We start from the raw sequence: 25,104 nt of genomic DNA, 5'->3' as shown, positions 1-25,104 counted from the left end.
GTCCGTTCAGCATGGTCACTCCACGCTGGCGTATTCCGCGCCCCGCGCGTTTGCCCCTCCGTATGAAAGTCATTGTTGGACTGGGAAACCCCGGACGCGAGTATGAAGCCACCCGCCACAATGTGGGCTGGTGGCTGGTCGAACATCTTGCGCGCCGCTGGCACTTTGAGCCGTTCCGCAAGGACGGCGACGCCGTGAGCACCACCGGCCTCGTGGGCACCAAGAAGGTCAAGCTGGTCAAACCGCAGACGTACATGAACAAGAGCGGCGAAGTGCTGCGCAGCTATCTCAAGCGTGAGGGCTGGAGCGCGGCGCAGGACCTGCTCGTAGTGGTCGATGAAGTCGCCGTGCCGTTGGGCGAGTATCGGCTGCGTGCCGCCGGGAGCCCCGGAGGACACAACGGGCTCAAGAGCGTTGAAGCGCATCTCAAGACGGCCGCCTACCCGCGACTGCGTATTGGCATCAAGCCCATTGATGAACGGCGCCAGATTGGCGATCTCGCCGACTTCGTGCTGCACCCCATGCCACGCGACGAACGCGAACTGGTGGAAGGGCTGTACGACCGTTTGACGTCCGCCGTGGAACTGTGGATTGCCGACGGGACCGAAAAAGCGGTCAGCACCCTGGGGCGCTGACCGCCGTACGTCGCCCCCCCGGCGGGCGGGGGAGTTACTGGATGCCGCCCCGCAGCGTGAGATTCACGGCAATACTGTCCAAGGGCGCGGCCTGCCTGAACGTCGGACGCAGCCCTATGATGCTATCAGGAGAAAAGCCGCCGGCGGCCGTGGGTTGAACCTTGACCGACACGCAGCCAATCGTGGTCAGCGCAGCCAACTCCAGTCGATAACGACCATTGGTATCGGTGAGCATTGTGGCCGACTCGTTTGGCGCGGCACTGCAGACGGCCGTATGGTGCCGCACAAATACGCGCATCGACGTCAAGGCGGCGCCGTCACCATCCACCACCCGTCCGTACACAATCGTTCGACCGCCTGTCTGCGCGGTAAGCACCGGATCGGTGGTGGACCAGCAGGCGGCAAGAGCGAACACGCTCATCGAGACCGAAAGACACCCCCGCTTGAGGGAAAGGCGCAGCGACACAGAGAACTCAGCCGGAAGAAGGGAGGTACCTGCCCGTCGCTGTCGGAGCCCGCGTAACGGGTGGGTCACGAGGAAACAGACTCTCGGAACCCACGAGGCGCCAGTCCTATCCGAACAGTACCTGCATTGGCCTGTTCGCCCTCCCCACCCCCGCGCGACATTCTGATTTCTGACAAATGGAGCCGTATGGACCAATGGCGTACACAGTGGTACCGTGAAGGGAGGGCAGGTGCCAGTTCGTCCACACAAGTCACGGCAGCAATGTTTCAACGGTCGAGAGCCTTCCGGGCTATCGCAGTAGGCACATCGCTTTTCGGGGTAATGCTCTCCTGCGCGTCACCGCCTGCTCCCCCGTCCCGTCTTGAGTTGGCGCATGAACTGTGGGGCGGATTCTATCCGCTCGATATCGCCACGCTTGAACAGTCGTCGACGCTGGAACTCGCAGTCGTGGTCGAAGAGGACTCCGACCTGCTCTTCGCCCGCTTTGCCGCGGGAGCGCACGACGCCATCGCCGCCTCGCTGGTCGACCTGTTGCGCCTGCAGCAGTCCGTGCAGTCCCTGCGCATCGTCGGATGCACAGACGAGTCCCGGGGCGCCGATGCGGTGGTGGCCCGGTCGACCGTTGGCAGCATCTCCGAGTTGCGGGGACGACGGATCGGCGTGCGGCCCGGTACCTTTTCGGAACTGTTGGTGAGCCGCATGCTGGCCACGGCCAATCTCTCCACCAGCGATGTGCAGCTTGTTAGTGTCGCCGCCAGGAATGTCCCTGAAGCTCTGCGCAACGGCACCGTTGACGCCGCCGAAACGTGGGAGCCCTATCTCTCGAGCGTGCGTGATCCTGCCTTTCGCTCACTGTTCTCCACCGCCGAAACACCCGGGCTCGTAATTCAGTGTGTCGCCGTCCGTGATCAGGTGCTGCGTACCAAACCGGGAGCGGTGCGGGAAATGATTGCTCGAGTGATTGCAGTGGGCACTTCGGTAATGCAAACGCCCGATTCCGTGGTCCCACGTGCCGCCCGCGCCCTCAAACGCGACGTACTGTCCATGCCGCCAGTGCGCGGCTTTCGGTGGCTGTCGCTGGAGGACAATCGGCAACTGCTTGGGGCGAACGGCCAACCGCGACTGCTGCAGGCGGCCACGGAACACGTGCGGTTTCTCGCCGACATAGGCGTGCTGCGGGCACCGCTGGACTTGCCGAGTCTGATTACCGCCGAGTTCCTGCCGCAATGACGTCAATACCCGTACTGTCCGGACGCCGCTCCGTGCGCCGCACCGTGATAGTGAGCGCCGTGGCGGTCGTGGCCTTGGCCGTGTTCCTCGTGTCTTGGCGAGACTATCAGTTTACCACCCGGTTGCTGGCCGACCAGGCGTCACGCGGCATGTCGGCCAGCGTCGCCGGCGCCGCCGCACGCCTGGATGCGCTGGTTGCGACGCGTCTTGATGCGGTGCGTACAGCCGCGCAGAATCCGTTGCTGGTGGATTATGCCAACGGGGATCGTACGGCCCGCAATGGGGCGCTCCAGGCGTTGTACGCGCTGGTGCGACTCGATCCCATCCACAATACCGAAGTTGGCATCATCGACAATCAACGCCGGGTAATTCTGGCGACGGCTGATACCGTCGATCCGGGTTCGCCCGGCACCATCGCCGATCTCCCCTACCCCATCGCTCTCAATTTTCTGTCCGGTGCGGGGAATGCGGCGAATACGGCCTTCGTGGCCTCCGTGCGCAACCGGAAGGCTGAACAGCGTGCCGTGCTGGGGCTCCGCACCCGACCGACCGTCTATACCCAAGTACTCGGCGAAGAGGCTCGCGGTACGGCTGCGCAGGGACTGATGCGCGTGCGTGAGACGTCAGGCGCCGTGGTGGCCGCCTGGCCACTTCCGCAAAAAGGCAAGGTGCCCCCTGCGGCGCAGCCGTGGGATTCGCTGCCGCCAAATGTCTCGCTGCTGTCGGAAACCATTCTCCCGGGCGGGATTCGCGAGCGGCGTTTCCGCATGGTGACGCACGGCAATATCGTTCGAGAAGCCTCGTTACGGCTGAAAACGGTGCCATGGTACGTCGCCATGACCGTCGATGAAGCCGACGTCCTCGCCCCAGCGCGTCTCGAAGCCACAAACACGCTGAAGTACGCGGGCGGGGTGCTGCTTGGAGTGGCGCTGCTCTCGGCGCTGATAGGGCGGCGTTTCGCAGCACGCATTGAAGAGACCGCCGTGGTGGTACGCCGCATTGCAGGCGGTGACCGTACTGCCCGTGTGGTCATTGACCGCACCAATGACGAGATCACGCAATTAGGGCGCGATGTGAATCGTATGACCGACGAACTCGCCGGCACCTTGTCGAGTCTCGAAGAACGGACCCAGCAACTGGAAGCTGAACTCGAGGAACGAGCCATTCTCGAGGCGCGCCTGGTGGAGTCGCGCCGGATGGAGGCGATCGGTATGGTCGCCGGGACGGTGGCCCATGATTTCAACAATATGCTCACCATTGTCCTGAGCGCCGCGGAGTCGGCTCGCGCCGCCTTGCCTGACCGCTGTGAGGCGGCCCCGGACATCGATGAAATTGTCATGGCGGCCGAACGGGGGGCAGATCTCACGCGTCGCCTGATGGGGATTGCCCGCCAGAGCGATGCGCGTCCTGCCCGCCTCGATGCCGCCGTGCTGCTGCGCGACAACAGTCGTTTGCTTCGTCGATTGGTTCGTGACGGCAGCATCGACGTGGTGACCATGGACAGCCGCGCCTGGGTGTTCATTGATGCGGCGGACCTGCTGCAGTCATTGCTCAACCTCGTGGCCAACGCGCGTGACGCCAGCGGCGATGCCCCCCCGCGCGTGTCGATCCGAGTAGAGCGGGTCCTGCAACCTCCAGGCGGCTTGTTGGGCGGCGCGGTCCTTGACGATGGCGAGTATGTCACGATCGCCGTACAGGACTACGGTTCAGGCATGGATCCGAAAACCGTGAATCGGTTGTGCGAACCGTTCTTCACCACCAAACCTCGCGGCAAGGGAACCGGCCTGGGGCTTGCCTCCGTATCCAAATCCATGCGTGAGGTGGGCGGCGCACTGGCGGTTCGGTCCGCCCGCGGCGAGGGAAGCACTTTCACTCTCGTGCTTCCGTTCGCCGGCACCAGCCCCAACGCGGTCAACGCAAACGCGGATTGGTCGACCTCGGCGCCTTCTGGCAGCTAGGCCACGCAAACGCGCCAGGCCCACTGCGTCCCGGCGCAATCTGTTCGGCGGTGGCGCGCTCGCGCGTAATGGTGGTGGCATCTTCGCTCGCGAGGTACGCCAGCATCGCCACCAACGTCGCGTTGTGCTTGAGATCATCCCACACGACCTTGTCGAATGTGTCGCGGTTGGTGTGCCAGGTGTAGTTGCCATATTCCCAGCCGGTGCCACCCATGCCAAAGGCGGGGGCGCCATAGCAGGCAAAGCTGGCATCATCGCTGCCACCACCAGCCGGTGACCCGGGAATGCGGGCTGTCACCACACTGGAGAACTCGGTGGGCAAGCGTCCCATCCACGTCTTCAGATGCTCGCCACCATTGGGCAATCCACCAGCGCCAATGTTCAAAATGCGCCCGGTGCCCGCATCCTGATTGAAGAGCGCGTGAAGCCCCTGCACCACTTCGGGATGATCCTCGGTGTACGCCCGTGAGCCCACCAGGCCGTGCTCTTCGGCGGTCCAATGCCCCACGATGATGGTGCGCTTGGGCTTGGGATACACCTGCGTGAGCAACCGGAACGCTTCCAGCATGGTGAGCGAGCCGGTGCCGTTGTCGGTCGCGCCACTGCCGCCATCGAACGAATCGAAGTGTGCCGACAGCAACACGTATTCGTTCGGCTTTTCGCTGCCCTTGATCATGCCGATCGTATTGAAGATGGGCTGTTCACCCAGCAGCTCGGCGTCGAGGTTGAGGCGCAGCGTGGGCGCCTGCTTGTTCTCCGTGAGCCGGAACACCAACCCGTAGTCTTCGCACGAGAGGGCCACGGCCGGCGCCGTGGTGTTGTAGGTCTCGAACACATCAATGGTGCCCCAGGCATTCTTGGGGCGCGACGTAATCACGCCGGCCACGCCACCCTGCTCAAGCCGCACGCCCAGGCTGCCGGTGCCCAACGCGTTGCTATAGCCGGTACCACGCACGTTGGCCCCGCCCCATTCGCGCGTCACGTCGGCCCGCAGGCTGTCCATGCGCGCCTTGCTGGCCGGGGTGGCGTTCGCGTTCCAGCTGTCGGTGGGGCGACAGGTGGGCTGCGGTGCCGACACCAGCACCAGCTTGCCCTTGGCCTGCGGGAGCCAACGCACAAACTCGGTGCTATCGGCAAAGCGCGGGAGAATCATGGTAGACGCCGTGAGATCCTTGCGCTTCGTACCCGGGCTCCAAGCCAGCATGGTGCCTTCGAGCGTACGCACCCGCGGCGTGAGCAGGTCAATATGCGAGTGTCCGCGCCGCCAGCCGCGCCAGGTGCCGGTCTGTTCGTTGCGCCCCTCCACCCCCCACTGCTTGTACAACGACACCAACCAGTCATTGGCCGCCTTCTGGCGTGCCGTGCCGGTGAGACGGGGGCCAAGGGAATCGAGCAGCACCTGCCCCAGCCGCTGCACCTGCGAGCTGTCCATCCCCAACCGCCAGATCCGCTCGAGCGTCGCGTCGGGGGTGGGGAAGGTGGCGGTGGTCTGGGCCGTCAGGGTGGCCGGGAGCAGCACCGTGGCGGCCGTGAGCAGTCGCCGGGCAATTTGCGGTGGGAACATGGCAGGGACCAAAAAGGAAGGAACCGTTGGGAGTTCACAAAAGTACGCCGGAGACGCATTCTGAATGCAAATCCTACCGCTGTTTTTCCGGCTGCCGACTGTGGGCCGCCCCCATCTCCTGAGCCCCCGACCCGTGTTGAAGCTTTCCAAAGTGCGACCCGCCGTGCGACGCACCTCGGCAGTGTCACGTGTCGTGGCACTGAGGACGCTGCTGCTCACAGCAGCCGGCCTCACCGTGAGTGCCTGTGGTGACGCGGCCCCGTCAGAGGGGGGAGCCACGACGACCCTGGGCCCCGTCCGTGAGTTCAGCTCGCCCGCGCCGACCGGCAGCAACACGCCACACCTCGCCCTCGATGCCAAAGGCCAGGTGCTGCTGTCGTGGACGCAGCGTCGCCCCGACTCCACCGTCGCCATCCAGATGAGCACGTGGAATGGCACCGCGTGGGACAGCGTGCGCACCATTGCCGACAACCGGCAGTTCTTCGTGAACTGGGCCGACTTCCCCGCCATCACGGCACTCGGCAACGGTGACCTTGCCGCGCATTGGCTGGAGCGCGAGGGCGACAAGAAATACGCCTACGGCGTGCGCGTGGTGCGCTCGAGCGACGGCGGACGGACCTGGGGCGCGCCCATTACCCCCCACACCGACGGCCTGCTGGCCGAACACGGCTTCGTGTCGTTGTGGCCGGAAGGGGAGAGTGACATTGGCCTCGTGTGGCTCGATGGCCGCAAGAGCGCGATGGCCGATAGCACGAAAGAGATGACCATCCGAGCCGCCAGCGTGTCGACGACCGGGGTGTTGTCGCGTGAAGCGTTGCTGGACGCGCGCACCTGCGATTGCTGCCAGACCGGCACCACCGCGACGCGCAGCGGACGCATTCTGGTTTACCGCGACCGCTCGGCCGAAGAAATTCGCGACATCGCCATCGTGCGCCAGACCGCGACCGGTTGGACCGAGTCGAAGAAGGTGCACAACGACGACTGGCATTATCCTGGCTGTCCGGTAAACGGGCCCCAGGCGGCGGCGGTTGGCGATACGGTAGTGGTGGCGTGGTTTACCGCGGCGCACGATACGGCGCGGGTGAACATCGCGCGCTCCGTAGATGGCGGCGCCACCTTTGGTCCGCCGCTGCGCATCGACGACGGCGACCCCATTGGCCGCGTGGATGTGGTGCTCGACGATGCCGCTAACCCGGTGGTGGTGTGGCTGGAGCAGCGGAGCCCCACCGAAGCCGAGGTGTTGGCCCGCAAGATCGTGGGGAACTCCCTCGGTGAATCCCGTGTCCTCTCGCGTACGTCAGGTGCTCGGCAAAGTGGGTTTCCGCGGCTGGTGCGGGACGGCAATGATGTCGTGGCTGCCTGGACCAGTGTGAATCCCCTGCAGGTGCATATCGCGCGTTTCTCCCTTTCTCAGACTTCGCCCCGATGACCATGATTTCGCCGCGGTGGCTGCTGGCCGCCGCTGTTGCCACGATCTCCGCGCCGCTGGTTGGACAGGCGCAGGATGCTCCCCGCAAGACGCCCGTAGACGCGGGCGTGAACAGTTCCCCGCTGCCGCTCAAGCACACGCCGCGCCCCACCACCGGGGCGATCACGTCGCAGGATCTGATGACGCGGCTGTACATCTTTGCCGACGACTCGCTCGGTGGCCGCGATGTGGGCACCGAAGGGCATTACAAGGCCACCACGTACATTGCTGGGGAGCTCAAACGGCTCGGCATCAAGCCCATGGGCGATAGCGGCACGTACTTCCAGACGTTGCCGCTCAAGACGCGTAGGGTCGATCGCATGTCGTCGTTTGTGGCGGGGGGCGCCACGGCGACGCTTGGCCAGGAATGGGCATTCAGCGGCGCCCAGAACATCACGACAAACGATGCGGAAGTTTTCTTTGCCGGCCCGCTTCCCGCGGAGGGGATGCCCCCGGTGACCCCGGAACAGGCACAGGGGCGCGTGGTCGCGTACAGCATCACGAGCAATCCCGCGCTGCAGCGCGCCGTTGTGGGGAGCATCGAGGCGCCGGAAGGCGCCGCCGCGGTGCTCTTCCTGCTCCCTGCCCAAGCGCGCGGCGTGCTGAACTACGTGCTGCAAGGCGGGCTTTCCGTGGTTGACCCGAACATGCCTTCGGATTCCCGGCTCTTCGTCACGGACAGTGTGACGACGAAAATCTTCAACGTCGGCATGTCCATGCTGGCGCCGGGAGCGGTCGGCGCCAAGTTGAACGTGAAGGCGCTCGTAGATATGCAGTCCCCGCCATTCCCTGCGCGCAACGTGATCGGGCTCATTCCCGGAAGCGATCCCAAGCTCGCCACGCAGTACGTGGCCATCGGCGCCCACAGCGATCATGTGGGCACGGCACGCCGCGCCATCGATCACGATTCCGTCTACGTCTTCAACAAGATCGTGCGTCCCGGCGGCGCTGAGAACGACGACAAGATGGGCAACGCCGAACAGTTCGTGCAGATCAATGCCGAGTTGGCCGAGCTGCGCAAGAATCGTCCGGCGCGTAGCGACTCCATTTTCAACGGCGCCGATGACGACGGCTCCGGCTCCATGGCGGTGCTGGAGATCGCCGAGTATCTGGCCACGCAGAAGGTGAAGCCCAAGCGCAGCACGCTCTTCGTGTGGCACGCCGGCGAAGAGAAAGGGCTGTGGGGTTCAGCGCACTTCACCGAGTACCCCACGGTGCCGCGCGACAGCATTGTGGCGCAGCTCAACATGGACATGGTGGGCCGCGGCAGCGCGACCGACCAGACCGGCATGAGCGCCGACGGTAAGGAGCTGCGCGGCGGCCCCGATTATCTGCAGCTGGTGGGTTCGCGCCGTTTGTCCACCGAGCTGGGCGACCTGGTGGAGAAAGTGAATACGGGCAAGAAGCACAACTTCTCGTTCGACTACGCCATGGATGCCAACGGGCACCCCATGAATATCTACTGCCGCAGCGATCACTACGAGTACGCCAAGTGGGGCGTGCCGGTCACGTTCTTCACCACCGGTGGACACTCGGCGTATCACCAGCTCACCGACGAGCCGCAGTATATCGATTACCCGCATATGCAGCGCGTGTCGCGGCTGGTGGCGGATATCGCGACGGAGCTGGGCAATCGCGCAACGAGGCCGCTGGTCGATCAGCCGAAGCTGAATCCGCGGGGGCAGTGCAAGCAGTAGGGAGTTGAACTGGAGACTCAAAACTCCAACTGACCACTGAAAACTCGAACTCAGAAGTGAAGACTCCTCGCCACCCGCGGGGAGTTTTCAGTTTTCAGCAGGAGTTCTCAGTGGTCAGTTCAAGTTGTCAGTGTTCAGTTTTCCTTTGGGTCTCCAGAACCCGTTTGCGTAGTGCCGTAAGCATGCGACGGATTTGAGCCGCCTCGTCAAGCAGAGGCATAACGTCGTCGGAGGAGAGGGCTCCGATCCGCCACGCGAAGTCCAAGTGGCTCTCGGTCTCCGACGTTGACCCCAAAGCGATCGTGAGAAAATGACCAAATTGCCTCGGCGTTGACCTTACTGCGCCTTCGGCAACGTTTGCGGCAATCGATTGAACCGAACGTTGGAGCTGATTGCGCCACGCGCCATGTGCGCCCCCTTTGGGTGAGGTCGTGAGCCGATGTACCCGAGCGGCCAATGCCTGCGCCCGCTGCCATACCACGAGTTTCCGAAAGTCCTGCATCCCAGAGGATAGGCTATGGCAGGCAATGGAATCTCATCATTTTCGCGGCCACCCGATCATTTTTCCGCCCCCCTCCCCTCCCCTATTACCTTTCAAAGCTGTATCCAAACCCCAACCCAGCCCCATGCTCCGCCTCGGTATCGTCGGTCTCCCCAACGTTGGCAAATCCACGCTCTTCAACGCGCTCACGGCGGCAAAGGCGGAAGCGGCGAATTATCCCTTCTGCACCGTTGAGCCCAATGTGGGCATGGTGGAGGTTCCCGATCCCCGGCTCGACAAGCTGGCGGAAATCGTGCTCCCCAAGCGCACGGTGCCGGCGGTGGTGCAGTTCGTGGACATTGCCGGGCTGGTCAAGGGCGCGTCGCAGGGTGAAGGGCTGGGGAACAAGTTCCTGCAGAACATCCGCGAGACCGACGCCATTGTGCACGTCATCCGCTGCTTTGCCGACGACGACGTGACGCACGTGATGGGGCAGCCCGACCCGGCACGCGACAAGGAAATCATTGAGCTGGAGCTCGCGCTTTCCGATCTGGCCACGGTGGAAAAGCGGCTCGACAAGGTGAAGCGCGCCGCCAAGGCGGCCGACAAGGAGGCGTTGGCCGAATTGCCGGCGCTCGAAGCCGCCAACGCCGCTCTCTCCGAAGGGAAGCCGCTCTGGCGCGCCGGCCTCTCGGCCGATTTCCTGGAAAAGCTGGGCGGTATGCAATTGCTCACCGCCAAGCCGGTGCTCTACGCCGCCAACGTGACCGACGAGGAGCTGTCGGGCGAAGAGGGGACGTACCTCAAGGCGCTGCGCGAGGCCGTGGCGGGGGAACACGCCGAAGTCGTGCCCTTCTCGGCCAAGATCGAGTCGGAGCTGTCGGAACTGCCGGCCGACGAGCGGGCCGAGTTTCTCGCCTCGCTGGGCATTGAGTCGGCGGGGCTCGACCGACTCATCCGGGCCGGCTACTCGCTCCTGGGGCTCGACACGTACTTCACGGCCGGCGAGCAGGAAGTACGCGCGTGGACCATTCACAAAGGCGACACGGCCCCCAAGGCCGCGGCGGTCATTCACACGGACTTCGAGAAGGGGTTCATTCGGGCCGAGACGGCGTCGTTTGCTGATTTCGTCTCCCTGGGCGGTTGGAAGGGCGCCAAGGAAAAGGGGGCGGTGCGATCGGAAGGCAAAGAGTACGTGGTGCAGGACGGCGACGTGCTGTTGTTCCGGTTCAACGTCTAGCGTCTGCTCAGCGCACCTTTTTGTCCGGTTCCGGGTACAAGGCTCGCATGAAGCGCTCGATGCACGTTTTCGCGGTCCTTCTCGGGCTGGCGGCCGTCCCGTTCACCGCCCCGCCGGCTGGTGGGCAGACGCTGGCGTCCGTCCAGGACATGGCGTCGCGCCCGCTCCCCGCCAATGCGCTGGCCGTGCCTTTTACGGTGGGAGAGCGCCTCGATTACGAAGTGAAATTCGGGTCGCTCAAGGTGGGCAATGGCAGCATGGAGGTGAAGGAAATCACCGAAGTGCGTGGCCGTCCGGTGTGGCACACCGTGTTCACGATCAAGGGCGGCATTCCGCTCTATCGCGTGAACGACGTGTACGAGTCGTGGTTCGACGTGGCCACGTTCAACTCCCTGCGCTACCACCAGGACGTGGACGAGGGGAATTACGAGCGCAAGCGCCGCTACGAAATTTTCCCTGAGCGCGGGATGCTGAAGGAAGGTGACCGTGAGGAGGAGCCCACGGTGAGCAACCCGCTCGATGAGGGGTCGTTCCTCTACTTCGTGCGCACGCTGCCGCTGGAAGTCGGCAAGACGTACGAATTTGCCCGCTACTTCAAGGCGCAGGGCAACCCGGTCCGCATCCGGGTGCTGCGCCGTGAAACGGTCACGGTGCCAGCCGGCACCTTCAAGACGGTGGTGTTGCAGCCCACCTTCCAGACCAAAGGTATCTTCAGCCAGAACGGCAAGGCGGAGGTGTGGATTACCGACGACGACCGTCGCATGATGGTGCAGATGAAGTCGAAGCTGAGCTTCGGGTCGCTCAATCTGTATCTGCGCGGGTCGAAGGGAACGAAGTAAGCGGCGCGGCACACGTCTCGCCCTCGTTCCGCGGTGTATTCACCACGGTGCTCACCGGGTAGGCCCGCATGGGGCCATCAAAGGGCCGGATCAATCGCTGGGCCAGAGCCGGGGGCGTCGCCGGGTCGAGCCATTCCGCGTAGTCCTCCTCGTGCAGAATGACCGGCATCCGGTCATGCAGCGGCACCATGGTGCTGTTCGGGTCCGTGGTAATGAGGCAGCAGGTCAGCAGCGGATCGGCATCTGGCTGGGTCTTGGGAACCCACCGCTCCCACAGGGCGGCCATGGCAAAGGGGCGATCGTCGGCCATGCGGATGCACCAAGGCTGCTTGACCTTCTGGCCGGCGAGCACCTGCCACTCATAAAAAAGATCGGCCGGCATGATGCCGCGGCGGCTCTTGAAGGCGCCCCGAAAACTGGGTTTGGTGGCCACCGTCTCCCCGCGGGCATTGGCGAGCCGGTTGCCTATCGCCGGGTCGTCGGCCCAGAACGGGACGAGTCCCCAGCGGGCCATGAGCCCCTGGCGCTCGCCCCGGTCATGCAGGACCAGTGGGACCGCCTGCGAGGGGGCCACGTTGAACCGGGCGGGGAGCCCGGGAAAGGTGACCCCGAGGGGGAGGGTGCCCAGACGGGCGGGATTTCCGAAGCCGTAGCGACCGCACATGGCTGGTAATCTATCCGGCGGAAAGCCGTTCGGGGCTTTACCCGGCCCCCCGGTCTGACTAGCCTTTAAGGCTCATCAGGAACACGACCGTGTTCTTCGACCCTCCGCCCGCGGATCGGCACTGCGGGTGGCAAACAGACCACAGGGAGGATTGCCGAGTGGCAAAGCTCAAGATCCGCCGTAATCCAACGCGGCAGTACGAAGCCGTGTACATCTTCGACAGTGCGCTCGAAGATACGGCCATTGCTGAAAAGCTCGAGAAGCTGCAGGGCCTGCTCCACCTCGCCGAACCGGCGACGATTGAGCACTGGGGCCGTCGTCAGCTTGCCTACAAGATCGGCCGTCACGAGAACGGCTACTACGTCATCAGCAACTTCACCACGGCACCGGCTACCCTGCCCGAGTTCGAGCGTGCGCTCAAGCTCGACGAAGGGGTGATCCGTTACCTGGTCACGCTGTATGAGCATGAGCTGGGTGCGCCCAAGCTCTCCGATGAAGAGCTCGCTTCGCGCCGTCGCGCGGGCGATGATGACGACGACGACGAGGATTAACCCATGCGCCGCCAGAAGAAGCCCTGCCCGATCACTGAAGCGGGCATCCGTTACGTCGATTACAAGGACGACCGTCTCCTTGCCCGTTTCATCACGGACTACGGCAAGATCCTGCCGAGCCGTTTGAGCGGCGTGGACGCGCGTCATCAGCGTCAGCTGTCGAAGGCCGTCAAGAAGGCGCGTTTCCTGGCGCTCCTTCCGTATGTGAAGGGCCAGACGGCGTAAGTATGAACGGAGCGGTCGCGCCGGGTCTCGCCGCGACCGCTCCGCAAGAGCGCGGATGGCGGTGGTTTGTGCTTGGCATGTTGCTGATGGTCGCCGTGACCGCAGCACCGGCTTGGCCGCCTGCCCTCGCGCTGTTGGCTGGTATGGTCCGGCTGTTGCTTCCCGTGGAGCAGTTTGCGCTGGTGGTCCTCGTGGCTATCGCATCCTGCGCCTTGGTGGGGTGGTGGGCGGGAGGCCGTTTGGTGCTGGGGCTCGTGTGGGGGCTCGCAGCAGGGTACGTGGTGTGGAAGGTGCCGCTCCCGCTCTCCGGGTATGGTGCGTTCCTCCGCGGCTGGGCGGTGACGTTAGGCGCGGCCTTTGGGCTGGTCTGCCTGCTCACGGCCGCCAAACCGTTTCTCACCCGGGCCCTGGCAGCGGTGGCCTTGGCCGGAGTGGTAACGCTGCTCGGGCTGTCCGCCCGCTCGGCCAGTGGTGCCGGGGCTTTCGATGCCGCCGCCCAGATGCTCTCTCAAGAGTATCAGCAGCGGCTCGGCGCCTCGCTCGACGTCTGGCGCGGGCGGACGGCCTCCGAATCGTGGCGCGGGTTCGCGCAGCGGTTCCCGGAAGCTGTGGCCCGTACGGAACGGTTGGAAGGGTTGTTGATTGCACTCGCGGAACCACGGCCGGCCTCAGCGTCGGTGGGGGGCGCGCGGGTGGCACCGCTGGTGGTGTTAGCCCCGACCCTGTTGGCGCTGGAGAGTCTCCTCGCGCTGGCGCTGGGGTGGGCGGCGTATCACCGCCTCACGCGGGCCCGTCTGGGGCCGCCTCTGGCGGCGCTGAGGGATCTGCGCTTCAACGACCAATGGGTGTGGGGATTGATCGTCGGTGTGACCGTGCTGTTGCTGCCCACGCTGGTGGAGTGGCGCACGGCCGGCCTCAATCTCGTGGGGTTTTTCGGGACACTGTATGCTCTTCGGGGCGCCGGAGTCCTGGTGTGGTACATCCCGGATCGGGCAGCGGTGTGGGTGCTGCTCGCGCTGGCGGTGCTGGTCCCGGTGCTCGGGCCGGTGTGGGTGCTCGTCGCGTTGCTGACGATCACCTTCACCCTCGGACTGGGAGATACGTGGCGCGATTTTCGGGCGGGCGCAGGTTCGCGCCGGCCGTGGTCGCCTTAATTTTTCTTTCTTTCACCGGTTCGACCCGGAGTTCCCATGGAAGTCATTCTCCGTAACGCCGTCGACAAGCTCGGACATCCTGGTGACATCGTCTCCGTGTCGCCGGGCTATGCCCGCAATTTCCTCCTCCCCCGTGGCCTCGCCTACGAAGCCACCCTCGGTAACCGTAAGCGCATCGCGGCCGAAAAGAGCCGCCTCGAGGCGCTCGAGGGTGAACGCAAGGCGGCCGCGCAGGCCGTGGCCGACAAGCTCGCCGAAGTCTCGGTGACGTTCGCTGCCCGCGTGGGCGAGGAAGGCAAGTTGTTCGGCTCCGTGACGGCCGGCGACATCGCCCACCAGCTTGAGGCCCAGGGCTTCAAGGTGGAAAAGCGCCAGATCGAGCTCAATGAGCCCATCAAGGCGCTCGGCATGTACAAGGTGGCCGTCAAGCTGCACGCCGACGTGCATCCCGAAATCAAGGTCTGGATCATCAAGCAGTAATCTGGATCACTATCCAGGTCCCGAGGGGGAGTCCGCACACCGGGCTCCCCCTCGGTCTTTTTTCGTCAGACCGGCAGGCTGGGCATCCACCCCCCTGTCCGTGTCGTAGTTTTGTAGGCAACCTTCGGGACGGTGGCGGGGTACCGAAATTGCTCGTGGAACAGAGCCCCGCCACGATGCCCTTACCAATAGAGACATGGCTGAACGACGCCCGAGCCCCGGAGAACCCATCGCCCGCCGCGCTGCTGCGCTGGCCAGCGACCTGAAGGCCACTGATATCGTGGTCCTCGATCTCCGTGGTGTGACGGATATGACCGACTTTTTTGTTATCGCCTCCGGGACCTCGGACACGCACGTCCGGGCGGTCGCGGAGCACATACAGGCAGGGTTAAAGGACGGTGGGGTGTCTACCACCATGACCGAGGGACTCACGCAGGGCCGGTGGGCGCTGTTGGACTACGCCGACTGCGTAATCCATGTCTTCCATCCCACCTTGCGGCAGTTCTATCAGCTGGAGCGGCTGTGGAGTGATGCCACACCCGTCCGGTTGGACGCCGAAATCACGCAGGGAGCATAATTCGCATGGCGCAGGCGCAGCGGTGGTCACGACTCGGTACGGCTCTCCAGTTCGCGGTCGCGGCACTCGGTGCCACCGCGCCGCTGACGCCGCTGGCCGCGCAGCAGTACTTCGGCCAGAACCAGGTGCAGTACGACCGGCTCAACTGGCGGGTGATCGAGACAGAGCATTTTCTCGTGCACTACTACCCGCAAATCGGGGATGTCGCCCCCGATGCGGCGCGCATGTCCGAACGGGCCTATGCGCGGTTGTCCCGCCTCACCGCGCACCAGTTCCGCGAAAAGAAGCCCATCCTGATCTTCGGGTCGTCGGGGGACTTTGCGCAGAGCAATGTCTTCGGTGATCTGGGCGAAGGCACCGGCGGTGTGACCGACCCGCTGCGCCAGCGCATGGCCCAGTTCTTCAGTGGCGATTGGGCCAGCTTTGAACACGTGCTCATTCACGAAATGGTGCACGTGTTCACCTTCGACATTTTCTCGCGCGGGCGCGCGGGCGCCGGGTTGCAGAACCTGGCCATGGTGAACCCGCCCCTGTGGTACATGGAAGGGTTGGCCGAATATCTGTCCATCGGGCCCAACCATCCGTGGACCGATGCGTGGGTGCGTGACGCGGTGGTCAATAACACGTTGCCCAGCATCGCGCAGATGACGGAACGCCCCGACAAGTACTTCCCGTATCGCTACGGGTTGGCGCTCTGGCAGTACGTGGGATCGCGGTGGGGCGACGAAGTCATCGGCGAAATCATGAACGCCACGCCCAGCCTCGGCATCGATCGGGCCTTCCGTCGGGAAATCGGCTTGTCGCTCGACGAACTGAGCGCCGAGTGGAAGGGCGCCATGCAGGCCAAGTATCTCACGGCCGTGGCCAACCTCGATCGCCCGCGCAGCTTTGCGGAGCCGTTGCTGTCGCAGAAGCGCACCGGCAGCATTGCCAACACCTTTGTCGCCCCGGCCCTGTCGGACGATGGCAAGTACATCGCCTATGTCGGCTATGGCAGCCTGCTCCGCGGCGAGGTGTTCCCCGAGTTGTACCTCGCCAACGCCGAAACGGGCAAGCGCATTACGCGCCTGGTAAAGACCACGACCAATCCGGACTACGAACAGCTGCGCTTCATTTATTCGCAGCCATCGTTTTCGCCGGACGGCAAGTTGTTGGCTTTCACCGGCCAACGTGGCGGGCGCGACGTGCTCTACGTCATGGACGTGGCGCGCCGCAAGGTGATTCGCGACTTCGACTTCGAACTCGACCAGGTGTTGAGTCCGAGCTTTTCGCCCGATGGGCGCAAGATCGTCTTCAGCGGCATGCGTCGCGGCAGCAGCGACCTGTACGTCGCGTCGCTCGATACGCCGGGCTACACACAGCTCATGAAGGACACGTACGGGGATCTGTCGCCGTCCTGGTCGCCCGACGGCAAGAGCATCGCCTTCATCACGGAGCGCGGCCCCGACACCGACATGGATATCCTGAAGATCGGACCATGGCGCGTGGCGCTCTACGACTTCGACACACAGAAGATCAACATCATTCCCGGTCAAGGCGGGCGGAATATCAACCCGCAGTGGGCGCCCGACAACAAGTCGCTGGCGTTCATCTCCGACCGCACGGGCATTGCCAACATCTTCCTCTACGACTTCACCGATCGTGAGCATTATCAGCTCACGAACGTGCTGGGGGCGGTGACCGCCACGGCCGAACAGTCGCCGGCACTGACGTGGGCGCGAGGCGCCGACGTGATGGCGTTTGTGTATTACGAGCAGACGGATCACGCCATCTGGAAGGTGAAGAATCCGCGATCGCTCAAGAAGCAACCGTATCGTGATCCGGTGCTGGTGGCGCAGGCACAGCAGGCCGCCAACACACCCGTTGTCCCTGCCGCGCCAGTTGACCCCACGGCGCACCTGCGTCGCGGCACGGTGCAGGACACCAGCGCGGCGCGACAGTCGTTCTATCGTCCGAGCACCGGGGTGACGGCGCGCGTGTCGGCAGAGCTGCCCGCGAGCGTGCTCGCGCGACAGGCGGAAACCGTGAGTGTGAAGGCGATGCTCGATAGCTTCGACTTCAACCTCCCCGACACCACCGGGTTGAGTGACGGTCGATACAAGGGCAAGCTCACGCCGGAATATGTGGCGCAGCCGAGCATTGGCTATCAGCAAGGTGGCTTCGGGCAGGGCACGTACGGCGGCACGACCATCGTGCTGAGCGATCTGCTGGGCGACCGGCGTCTGGCGCTCTCTGGCTCCATCAATGGGCAATTGAGTGACGCGCAGGTGTTCGTTGGCTACACCAGTCTGGGGCGTCGCCTGCAGTACACCTCCGGGGTGGTGCAGCAACCGTTGTACCTCATTTCCGGCTTCTTCGAAACACCGCAGCAGAACAGTCAATCGCAGTTCGTGCAGACGCAGGAGATCACGCGCCTGGTGGTGCGGCAGATGTTTGCCACGGGGCTGTATCCGCTCAACCGATTTACCCGTTTCGAATTGGGGGCGCGCTTCCAGAACGTGGACCAGCAGGTGTTTTCGTTCAACCGCCTGGTAGACTACGGCCTTGGCTTTGCCTCCGGCTTCGAACGGGGGCCCACACGCAACGTGGCATCGGCCAATACGCTGTCGCCGTATCTCGCCTTCGTCACCGACAACACGCTCTTCGGCTTTACCGGTCCCATTACGGGCAAGCGCGTGCGCATGCAGGTAGAGCCCAGTGTGGGGACCTGGCAGTGGACCGATTACCTGGTGGATGCCCGGTCGTATCTGCCCATTCTGTTCAACTACGTCACCTTCGCCACGCGCTTGACGGCCAATCTGGCGGTGGGCCGTGACGAAACACGCTTCCCCAAGTGGATTGGGCGCCCCGACTTCGTACGTGGCTATAATCGCGAGGACATCGGGACAGTGGGGTGCACCGGCTTGCCGAGTGACGACGGATCGTCGTGCAGTTCGGCGGAGCTGATTGGTAGCCGGGTGGCGTTTGCCAATGCGGAACTGCGTTTCCCCTTGCTGCGACGCTACGGCAATCGCACCAACCTGCTGGGGGGCTTCCCCCCCATTGACGGTCTGTTCTTCTACGACGCCGGTGTGGCCTGGTCCAAGGGGCAGACCCCCACCCTGTCACGCGGTGCCGGCTACAACGTGGACACCGACCGGGCCCTGCTGCGCAGCTATGGCTTTGGCCTGCGCATGAACCTGTTCAACATCGCGATCATTCGCTGGGACTGGGCCAAGCCGGTCAGCCGGCCGGGGGCCAGAGGGTTCGGGACCTGGTTCTTTGGGGCGTCGTATTAACCCTGGTTGGTAGCGACGCCTCGGGACCGGCGTTTCTGGAATTCCGAAGTACCCGGTACCCAACCCGCAACCCCTCCCTGCAGCGCCCCTGCGGGGGTACCTTTCCCTCGTGCGCACGCTCCTCGCGTCGGCGCTCGTGCTCCTCGCGTGCGGCTGTTCCGATCGCTCGTCCCGCCCCTCTGGAGCCGACGCCACTCCCAGTATTCCCGGCGGACCCGATCCCATCGTTCTGCGCGTTTCGCGCAACGGTGGTGTGTTGACGGCTGCGCGCTACCCGGCGCTCGACACCACCATCTGGCGCTCCGCGTCGCGTGTGCCCCCGTTGAATCGCTTCGTCGCCTTTGGCGCCGAAGACGGCTACCTGGCGGCGGTCGATACCAGCGGCGCACCGGTGCGCGTCGACCTTCGCGTTGGTAGTGTGACCGTGGCTCGTGAAGACACCGTGCGTGCCGTGTCCTCGGCCGATGGCGGATCGATCTACGCGCTGACGGCTGGCGGCGACATTGCCCGCTACACGCCAAGCGGCAGCGATTGGTCCTTCACCCCGCCGCTCCCTGCCCAGACGCTCTTTGCCCAGCCCGATGGATCGGTGGTCGTGGCCGGTGCCCGCGGCGATCGCGCCATCGTCTGGCGGGTCCGTCCGCCTCAGCAGACCGTGTCCGATTCCATTTCGTTTGACGTGGGCGGCGACGAGCGGTCGTTGGGCGAAACGATCGAACGCACTGCCGGCAACATTGGCGACCGGGTGTACTTCGGCGCCAATGAAGACGTGTTGGCTGTGCGCACCCGCGACCTGGGTAAAGCGCTCGATGTGAGCATGGGCGACCCGGTGCGCGCGATTACCGCCACGCCCAGTGGTGATCGCCTGTTTGTGGCGCTGGAAGGGGAAGAAGCGCTGCGCATTGTCGACCGCTTCGAAGAAGGGATTACGGGCAAGATTGCGCTGCCGGGCGTCCCGCGCGCGCTGCGCATGGACCCCATGGGGCGCGTGCTGTTGGCGCAGGGGAACAAGGACTCGGTGTTCGTGGTGAGCCTTGCCAGTGACGAAGTGATGGGGGTGGTACAGAGTGAGTGGCGCGGCGACCTGCCGCTGGTGCTCCCTGATGCCGCCATTGCCGTGACGCGTGGTGATGACGTGGTGTTCGCGCATCCCACGTCACTCAAGGACATGCGGGTGGTTGAAGGCGGTGCCAACTCGTTCTGGCACACGTTGCGCTGGAACGGCTTCCGTCCGCGCGCGGCCGGTCTCGATCAGCCGGTGCAGTTTCGCACGAGTGCCCCGCGCGATTCGGCGGACCGTCTCCCGGATTCACTGCGAGCGGCGGCCGAAAGCACCGCGGTCCGCACGGATTCGGCGGCGGGATCTACTGGCGCCGGCGCACCACCGACGGGCCAATTCACCGTATCGTTTGCCGCCATTCTCGACGAAACGCAGGCGCGCTCGCTCGCGGCCCGCATTCGCGTCGATGGACAGTCGCCGCGCATCACCACGTCGGAGCGCGCCGGCAAGACGTTGTTTCGTGTTGTGCTCGGCCCCTTCCCCACGCGCCCCGAGGCGGAACGCGTCGGCAAGGCGTCGGGGCAAAGCTACTGGATCTTCGAGGGCGCGCCATGACTGCACCCGGTTCACTGATTGCTCCGTGGGAAGTGGAAGGACGTCGGCTGGCCCCTCTGCTGGACGGCGTGAGTGCGGTGGTCGTAGCCGCCAATGACCCGTCGGTGGCCGTGAGCGTAGCCATTGGGGTGGCGCGTGCCCATGGCCAGCGTCGTCGCGTGGCCATTGCCGACCTGATTGGTGAATCGCCGGCCATTGAGGCACTGCTCACTGGCGACGATCCACACGGCATTGCGGACAGTTTCCTGTACGGCGTTTCGCTGAACAAGATTGCGCGCCCCATGCAAGGCGCCGATAACGTTTTTCTGATGCCCAGCGGCACCGAGTCGGTGGATCATCAGGATGTGTACGCCAACGACCGCTGGCGCCGGTTGGCCGCCGGATTTCACCAGGTGGGGGCGCTGCTCATTGTGGTGGCGCGTCCGCAGGTTGCGGGCTTCGCGGAGTTGTGCGGGTACATCGGCAGCGTCATGCCGGTAGGTGAAACGGCGTTTCCGGCGCCTCCGGGCATTCCGCTCATTGCGCCACCGGCCCCGCCACCGCCGCCAGCGGCAGAACCAGTTGAGGCGCCCAGGCGCGAAAGCAAAGCTCGCGCGCGTGAAGCCGCGCAGCAGGACGAAAGCAGCCGCACGCGTCGCTTGTGGGTGCTGCTCATTCTGCTGGCCGCTATCGCCGTAGCCGTTGGGGCCTTGTGGCCGCAAATCGTGGAGCGACTGCCGGCGCCGCTGGCAGCGCTGGTTACCGGCGCCCAACCGGCACCGGACAGCACCGCAGTGGTGGTGCCACCCACGCCCATGAACGTGGCGCCACCGGCTGACAGTCTGCAGCGGGATTCACTGGGCAACGTCATCGGCGACAGCTCGCGCCTGGACAGCACGGCCACTGACAGTGTGGCAGCGTTGCCGGCACCAACGGTGGCCAACCCCGCCGACTCCGCTGCGTCTGCCCGCTACGCCGTGTACTTCGCTACGGCCAACACACGCGCCGCTGCCATGCCCGACCCCAAGGTGCGCGCGCTGGAAGCGGTTGCTCTGTCACCGGTCATGGAAGGCACCGAGCAATGGTTCCGGGTCACGGTAGGCGCCGCGGCGGAGCGCAGTGAAGCGGAAGCCTTGCTCACGCGATTGCGCAACGAAAAAGTCATCGGGTCAGGGAGCATTGTCTCCGTGCCCCTGGCCTTCCGCATTGAAACCAAGGTCACGACCCCGCTGGTCCCCACGCGCCTCGCGGCGCTGGCCACCCGGGGAGTGATTGCGTACGCACTGCGTCAAACCGACGGCAGTGCCACCATCTACACCGGCGCGTACGAATCGCCGTCGCAGGCGATTCCGCTTGCCGAATCGCTGCGCGCTGCCGGTGTCGCGCCTGTGCTGGTTTATCGAACGGGGAGAGCGTTCTAGTGCGTCTGACGAAGCTCGAAGTCCATGGCTTCAAGGCCTTTGCCGATCACCTGGAGTTTGTGTTTGAGAAGGGGGTGACGGCCATTGTTGGCCCGAACGGCTCCGGCAAATCCAATGTCTCCGATGCGGTGCGCTGGGTCCTTGGCGAACAGCGTGCGCGCGCCATGCGTGGTGCCAAAATGGAAGATGTCATCTTCCATGGGTCATCGGCCCGCAAGCAGGTGAACATGGCGGAAGTGTCGCTCCACTTCGACAACACGGAAGGCGAACTGCCCATTCCGTTCAAGGAAGTGGTCATCACGCGCCGCCTGTTGCGTTCGGGCGAAAGCGAGTACCTGCTGAACCGGGCGCCGTGCCGCCTGCGCGACATTCAGGACCTCGTGCGCGGTACCGGCCTCGGGGCCGACTCCGGCGTGGTGATCGAAAGCAAGATGATCGATTCCCTGCTCTCAGACCGCCCCGATGAACGGCGAGAGCTGTTTGAGGAAGCGGCTGGCGTAGGGCTCTATCGCGATCGCCGACGCAGCGCCGAGCGTCGTCTTGAGGAAACCACGACCGACCTCGCACGCCTCGACGATCTCATCAACGAAGTGCAGAGCCAGGTGCGTTCGCTGGCGCGTCAGCGTCGTCGCGCGGAACGGCATGCCGAGCTGACCTCGCGCCGCTTTGCGGTGGAGATTTCGCTTGCCACGCGCGAGATGGCCGCCTGGAAGGACGAACTCGAAGCACTCGACGGGCGGCTGGCAGAGTTGCGTGGCGAAGTGCCGGGCTCCGAAGAGCAGATCGCGTTGGCCGAACAACTGCGCGAAGAGGCCCACGCCGCGCGCGGAGCGGCAGAAGCCAGCCGCGTGGAGTTGGCCAAGCTGGCCGCTGAACAGCGCGACAAGACGCAGCGTCTCGAGCGCGAATTGGCGGTGGCCGAAGAGCGTCAGCGCAGCACCACGATGCGGAAGCAGCGTGCCGAGCAGGAGCGCCAGGATAACGAGGCGTTCGGCCGTCGTCTGCGCGAAGACCGCGACAAGGCCGCGACCGACCGCACCACGCTGGAACAGGAACTGGCCGACGCCGGTGAGGCGCTGCAGCAGCGACTGTCGGCCGAACAGGTGGCGCGTGAGTCTGTACAGGTGGCCCGCACCGCGCTGGATCAGCTGGAGCGGCAGGTGCGTGAACACCGGGACCAGGCCCGACGCATTGAACTGGACCGTGATGGGGCCGCGCGCGAACAGGCGGAGACTCAGCAGCGCCGCGAAGCGCTCGACGTAGAGCGGCAGAATCTGGCCGACGCGTTGGACGCCATTGAGCGCGAGCTCATCAACGCCCGCGAGCAGGTGCAGCTCACGCAGGAGAATGCGCAGGATGCGCTGCACGAGCTCGAAGGTGCTCGGCTGAGCTGCGCCACTGCGCGCACTGCCGATGCCGAATCGCGATCGATGCTCGCCAGTGCGGTGGAGTTGAGCACCAATCTTGAGGGCAAGATGAACGCCCTCGCGGCGCTGGAACGTGAGCGTGTGGGGTTGGCCCCGTCGGCCGCCAAACTGCTCAAGGAGCGCGAGCGATTTGGTGACGGCGCCGTGCTGGGGCCGCTCACCGACTTCCTCACCGCAGACGGCGATACGGCCAAACTGGTGGAGCGCTACCTTGGCGCCACCATGCACGCCATCGTCGTGCGCGATGCGGCCGCGGCGTCGGCCGTGCGCCAGTGGCATGCGCAATCTCAGCCGGGCCCCATTCTCCTGCTCCCACTCGACGTGGTCATGGAGATGTCCTCGCTGGAGGGGGCGCTGGGCGGCAGCGTGCAAACGCAGGGACCGGCCTCGCGGTGGGTGCAGGTGCTCCTTGGCAAGGTCCGCGCCCTCGACGGCGGCGACGCCTTCATTGACGAACGTGGGGCGGTCTACCTTCCGGGAAATGCCGGCGGGCCTGGCCCCCTGCAGCGCCGCGCCGAGCTGACCCGACTCGAGAGCGATCTCGCGGCCGCCGATGCCCGTCGTGACGAGGCGGCGATGGCGGCTGACGCGGCGCGACTGGCGTTGGCCGAAGCCGAACGGGCGCAGCAAAGTGCGATGGAAAACAACAACCGCGCGCAGCAGGAATCGCGGCGAGCGGTGGAAGTGCAGAACGAAGTGGATCGGCGTCGCGAGCGGGCCGAACGTGAGCTGGCACAGTCGAGCGCCCTCGCGGAACGCCTCGTGTCGCGCCTTGAGGAGCTCGAGCAGCGCACACGGCAGTTGGCGCAGCAGGCCGAAGCGCTGCACGCGCGGGCCGGTGAAGCCGACACCGACATTACCGCCGCGCGCGAAGAACTGTCCGTCTTCGAACGGGATCAGGAACAGGCACGCGAAGCCCGCGCCACCTGGCAGGTGGCGCAGGCGCAGGCCCAGGCACGGTTGTCCGTTGCCATTGATCGTGAAAAGCGCCTGCACGAGGAAGACAGCACCGCAGCCGCCCGCATTGAAGCGCTGGCGAAGGAGCTCTCCACGCTCAGTGAAGCCGATCAGCACCTGGCCCAGCAGCTCGACGGCTGGCGTACGGAGCTGGAGACGGAACAGAAGAGCATGGCCGACGCCGAAGGACGTCTGGCCGACGCCGAACGGGCCGTCGCGGCCGCCACGGCGGCCTCTGATGCGTGCGAGGCCACGCTTGATGAAGCCCGCCGCCGGGCGACGGCGTTGGGTGAGCAGCTCCACGGTGCGCAGTTGCGGCATACGGAGCTGGCCGGTCGGCGCGAAACGATTCGCTCACGTCTGGAAACAGAGTGGCGTCGATCGCTCGATGACCTGATGGCCGGTTTTGAAGAACTCGAACTGCCCACCGACGAGTTGCGGAGCGAGGCGGCCACGTTGCGCGCGTCGCTCGATGAGCTGGGGCCGGTGAATCCGCTGGCCATTGAGGAACATGAGGAGGAGCAGCGTCGCCTCGAGTTCCTCACCAGCCAGCGCAACGACCTCGTGGCGGCCAAGCAGTCGCTGCATCAGGCCATTCGGGAAATCGACAGTACGGCCCGGGAGCTGTTCCTCGCCACATTCTCGCAGGTCCGCGAAAACTTCCGCCAGATCTTCCTGCGGATGTTCGGCGGCGGCGAGTGTGACCTGCGCCTGGAGAACCCGGACGCCCCGCTCGATTGCGACATCGAAATTCACGCGTCACCGCGTGGCAAGAAGACGCAGCGCATCCACCTGCTCTCCAGCGGAGAACGGGCGCTGGTCGCCTTGTCACTGCTCTTTGGCATCTTCCTCACCAAGCCGAGTCCGTTCTGTCTCATGGACGAAGTGGACGCGCCTCTGGACGATCAGAACATCGGTCGGTTCGTGAAGATGCTCAACGACTTCAAGTCGCGGACGCAGTTCATCGTCATTACGCACAACCCGCGGACGACGTCGGAAGCCGCCGACGCCGTGTACGGCGTCACGATGCAGGAGCCGGGCGTGTCGAGCATCGTGAGTGTCCGGCTGCGCAACGGGCCGTCCGTGGACGCGGAACCGGGGAGTGCGCCGCCGGAGCCCGACATCAGCCCGGAGGAGGTCTCGGTGGACGACGCCGATGCCTCTGAAGCGGAGCCGTCACCCGCGTGATGGGGGTTCG

Annotated in this window: 20 protein-coding genes; 16 read left to right on the top strand and 4 right to left on the bottom strand. The window is 64.9% G+C overall.

Annotation, left to right across the window (positions count from 1 at the left end; genetic code table 11):
- The first annotated feature begins 11 nt into the window (after positions 1-11).
- A complete protein-coding gene (pth, locus tag GEMMAAP_RS07030) occupies positions 12-635 on the top strand; it encodes an aminoacyl-tRNA hydrolase (protein ID WP_082821135.1) in 624 nt (207 codons plus the stop codon).
- Between the two features lie 34 nt (positions 636-669).
- Here the strand turns inward: pth and GEMMAAP_RS07025 are convergent, their stop codons facing one another.
- The gene (locus GEMMAAP_RS07025) at positions 670-1,056 is read right to left on the bottom strand and encodes a peptidase associated/transthyretin-like domain-containing protein (protein ID WP_026850395.1); all 387 of its coding nucleotides are present in this window, start codon (positions 1,054-1,056) and stop codon (positions 670-672) included.
- Positions 1,057-1,422: 366 nt separating this feature from the next.
- Between GEMMAAP_RS07025 and GEMMAAP_RS07020 the strand changes: the two genes are divergently transcribed.
- Positions 1,423-2,331: an ABC transporter substrate-binding protein gene (locus GEMMAAP_RS07020; protein WP_043581354.1), complete on the top strand. Its 909-nt coding sequence runs from the start codon at positions 1,423-1,425 to the stop codon at positions 2,329-2,331.
- Positions 2,328-4,289 (top strand): sensor histidine kinase, encoded by a 1,962-nt coding sequence (locus GEMMAAP_RS07015; protein ID WP_026850393.1) that lies wholly within the window; start codon positions 2,328-2,330, stop codon positions 4,287-4,289. Before GEMMAAP_RS07020 ends, GEMMAAP_RS07015 begins: the two co-directional genes overlap by 4 nt.
- Here GEMMAAP_RS07015 and GEMMAAP_RS07010 read toward each other — a convergent pair.
- The gene (locus tag GEMMAAP_RS07010; RefSeq protein WP_053334359.1) at positions 4,243-5,853 is read right to left on the bottom strand and encodes a M20/M25/M40 family metallo-hydrolase; all 1,611 of its coding nucleotides are present in this window, start codon (positions 5,851-5,853) and stop codon (positions 4,243-4,245) included. The genes GEMMAAP_RS07015 and GEMMAAP_RS07010 overlap by 47 nt on opposite strands.
- A 151-nt stretch (positions 5,854-6,004) precedes the next feature.
- Between GEMMAAP_RS07010 and GEMMAAP_RS07005 the strand changes: the two genes are divergently transcribed.
- Both GEMMAAP_RS07005 and GEMMAAP_RS07000 read left to right on the top strand, forming a co-directional pair.
- Positions 6,005-7,282, top strand: coding sequence for a sialidase family protein (locus GEMMAAP_RS07005; protein ID WP_158514762.1), 1,278 nt, complete (start codon positions 6,005-6,007; stop codon positions 7,280-7,282).
- Positions 7,279-9,018, top strand: a complete 1,740-nt coding sequence (locus tag GEMMAAP_RS07000; protein ID WP_053334357.1) for a M28 family metallopeptidase — start codon at positions 7,279-7,281, stop codon at positions 9,016-9,018. Before GEMMAAP_RS07005 ends, GEMMAAP_RS07000 begins: the two co-directional genes overlap by 4 nt.
- A gap of 127 nt (positions 9,019-9,145) precedes the next feature.
- Here GEMMAAP_RS07000 and GEMMAAP_RS21210 read toward each other — a convergent pair whose 3' ends face one another.
- Positions 9,146-9,520, bottom strand: a complete 375-nt coding sequence (locus GEMMAAP_RS21210) for a four helix bundle protein (RefSeq protein ID WP_026850392.1) — start codon at positions 9,518-9,520, stop codon at positions 9,146-9,148.
- A 124-nt stretch (positions 9,521-9,644) separates the two neighbouring features.
- On the opposite strand from GEMMAAP_RS21210, the gene ychF reads away from it, so the two are divergent.
- The gene (ychF, locus tag GEMMAAP_RS06990) at positions 9,645-10,739 is read left to right on the top strand and encodes a redox-regulated ATPase YchF (protein WP_026850391.1); all 1,095 of its coding nucleotides are present in this window, start codon (positions 9,645-9,647) and stop codon (positions 10,737-10,739) included.
- 47 nt (positions 10,740-10,786) lie between these two features.
- Positions 10,787-11,578 carry a DUF3108 domain-containing protein gene (locus tag GEMMAAP_RS06985; protein ID WP_026850390.1) on the top strand — a complete coding sequence of 264 codons (792 nt, stop codon included), beginning with the start codon at positions 10,787-10,789 and terminating at the stop codon, positions 11,576-11,578.
- On the opposite strand, the gene GEMMAAP_RS06980 is transcribed toward GEMMAAP_RS06985, so the two are convergent.
- Positions 11,541-12,242 carry an SOS response-associated peptidase gene (locus GEMMAAP_RS06980; protein ID WP_075071456.1) on the bottom strand — a complete coding sequence of 234 codons (702 nt, stop codon included), beginning with the start codon at positions 12,240-12,242 and terminating at the stop codon, positions 11,541-11,543. The genes GEMMAAP_RS06985 and GEMMAAP_RS06980 overlap by 38 nt on opposite strands.
- Positions 12,243-12,400: 158 nt before the next feature.
- Here GEMMAAP_RS06980 and rpsF point away from each other — a divergent pair, with 158 nt between their 5' ends.
- The 9 genes from rpsF to smc all read left to right on the top strand — a co-directional run bounded on the left by rpsF (position 12,401) and on the right by smc (position 25,094).
- On the top strand, positions 12,401-12,793 hold the full coding sequence (rpsF, locus tag GEMMAAP_RS06975) for a 30S ribosomal protein S6 (RefSeq protein ID WP_053334356.1): 393 nt from the start codon (positions 12,401-12,403) through the stop codon (positions 12,791-12,793).
- Between the two features lie 3 nt (positions 12,794-12,796).
- The gene (gene rpsR / locus GEMMAAP_RS06970) at positions 12,797-13,018 is read left to right on the top strand and encodes a 30S ribosomal protein S18 (protein ID WP_026850389.1); all 222 of its coding nucleotides are present in this window, start codon (positions 12,797-12,799) and stop codon (positions 13,016-13,018) included.
- A gap of 2 nt (positions 13,019-13,020) precedes the next feature.
- Positions 13,021-14,172 (top strand): YybS family protein, encoded by a 1,152-nt coding sequence (locus GEMMAAP_RS06965; protein ID WP_075071455.1) that lies wholly within the window; start codon positions 13,021-13,023, stop codon positions 14,170-14,172.
- Positions 14,173-14,208: 36 nt separating this feature from the next.
- Positions 14,209-14,652 (top strand): 50S ribosomal protein L9, encoded by a 444-nt coding sequence (gene rplI / locus GEMMAAP_RS06960; protein ID WP_026850386.1) that lies wholly within the window; start codon positions 14,209-14,211, stop codon positions 14,650-14,652.
- A gap of 196 nt (positions 14,653-14,848) precedes the next feature.
- Positions 14,849-15,229 carry a ribosome silencing factor gene (gene rsfS, locus GEMMAAP_RS06955; RefSeq protein WP_026850385.1) on the top strand — a complete coding sequence of 127 codons (381 nt, stop codon included), beginning with the start codon at positions 14,849-14,851 and terminating at the stop codon, positions 15,227-15,229.
- Positions 15,230-15,234: 5 nt separating this feature from the next.
- A complete protein-coding gene (locus GEMMAAP_RS06950) occupies positions 15,235-18,507 on the top strand; it encodes a PD40 domain-containing protein (RefSeq protein ID WP_026850384.1) in 3,273 nt (1,090 codons plus the stop codon).
- Positions 18,508-18,616: 109 nt separating this feature from the next.
- Complete coding sequence (locus GEMMAAP_RS06945) at positions 18,617-20,122, top strand: SPOR domain-containing protein (RefSeq protein WP_026850383.1); 1,506 nt, start codon at positions 18,617-18,619, stop codon at positions 20,120-20,122.
- Positions 20,119-21,522 carry an SPOR domain-containing protein gene (locus GEMMAAP_RS06940; protein ID WP_026850382.1) on the top strand — a complete coding sequence of 468 codons (1,404 nt, stop codon included), beginning with the start codon at positions 20,119-20,121 and terminating at the stop codon, positions 21,520-21,522. The genes GEMMAAP_RS06945 and GEMMAAP_RS06940 overlap by 4 nt, the downstream gene beginning before the upstream one ends.
- Entirely contained in the window at positions 21,522-25,094 is a 3,573-nt protein-coding gene (gene smc / locus GEMMAAP_RS06935; RefSeq protein WP_026850381.1) for a chromosome segregation protein SMC, read from the top strand. Before GEMMAAP_RS06940 ends, smc begins: the two co-directional genes overlap by 1 nt.
- Positions 25,095-25,104 lie beyond the last annotated feature (10 nt).

Source organism: Gemmatimonas phototrophica, assembly GCF_000695095.2.
GTDB classification, from domain to species: domain Bacteria; phylum Gemmatimonadota; class Gemmatimonadetes; order Gemmatimonadales; family Gemmatimonadaceae; genus Gemmatimonas; species Gemmatimonas phototrophica.
This window is presented reverse-complemented; position numbering and strand designations above follow the sequence as displayed.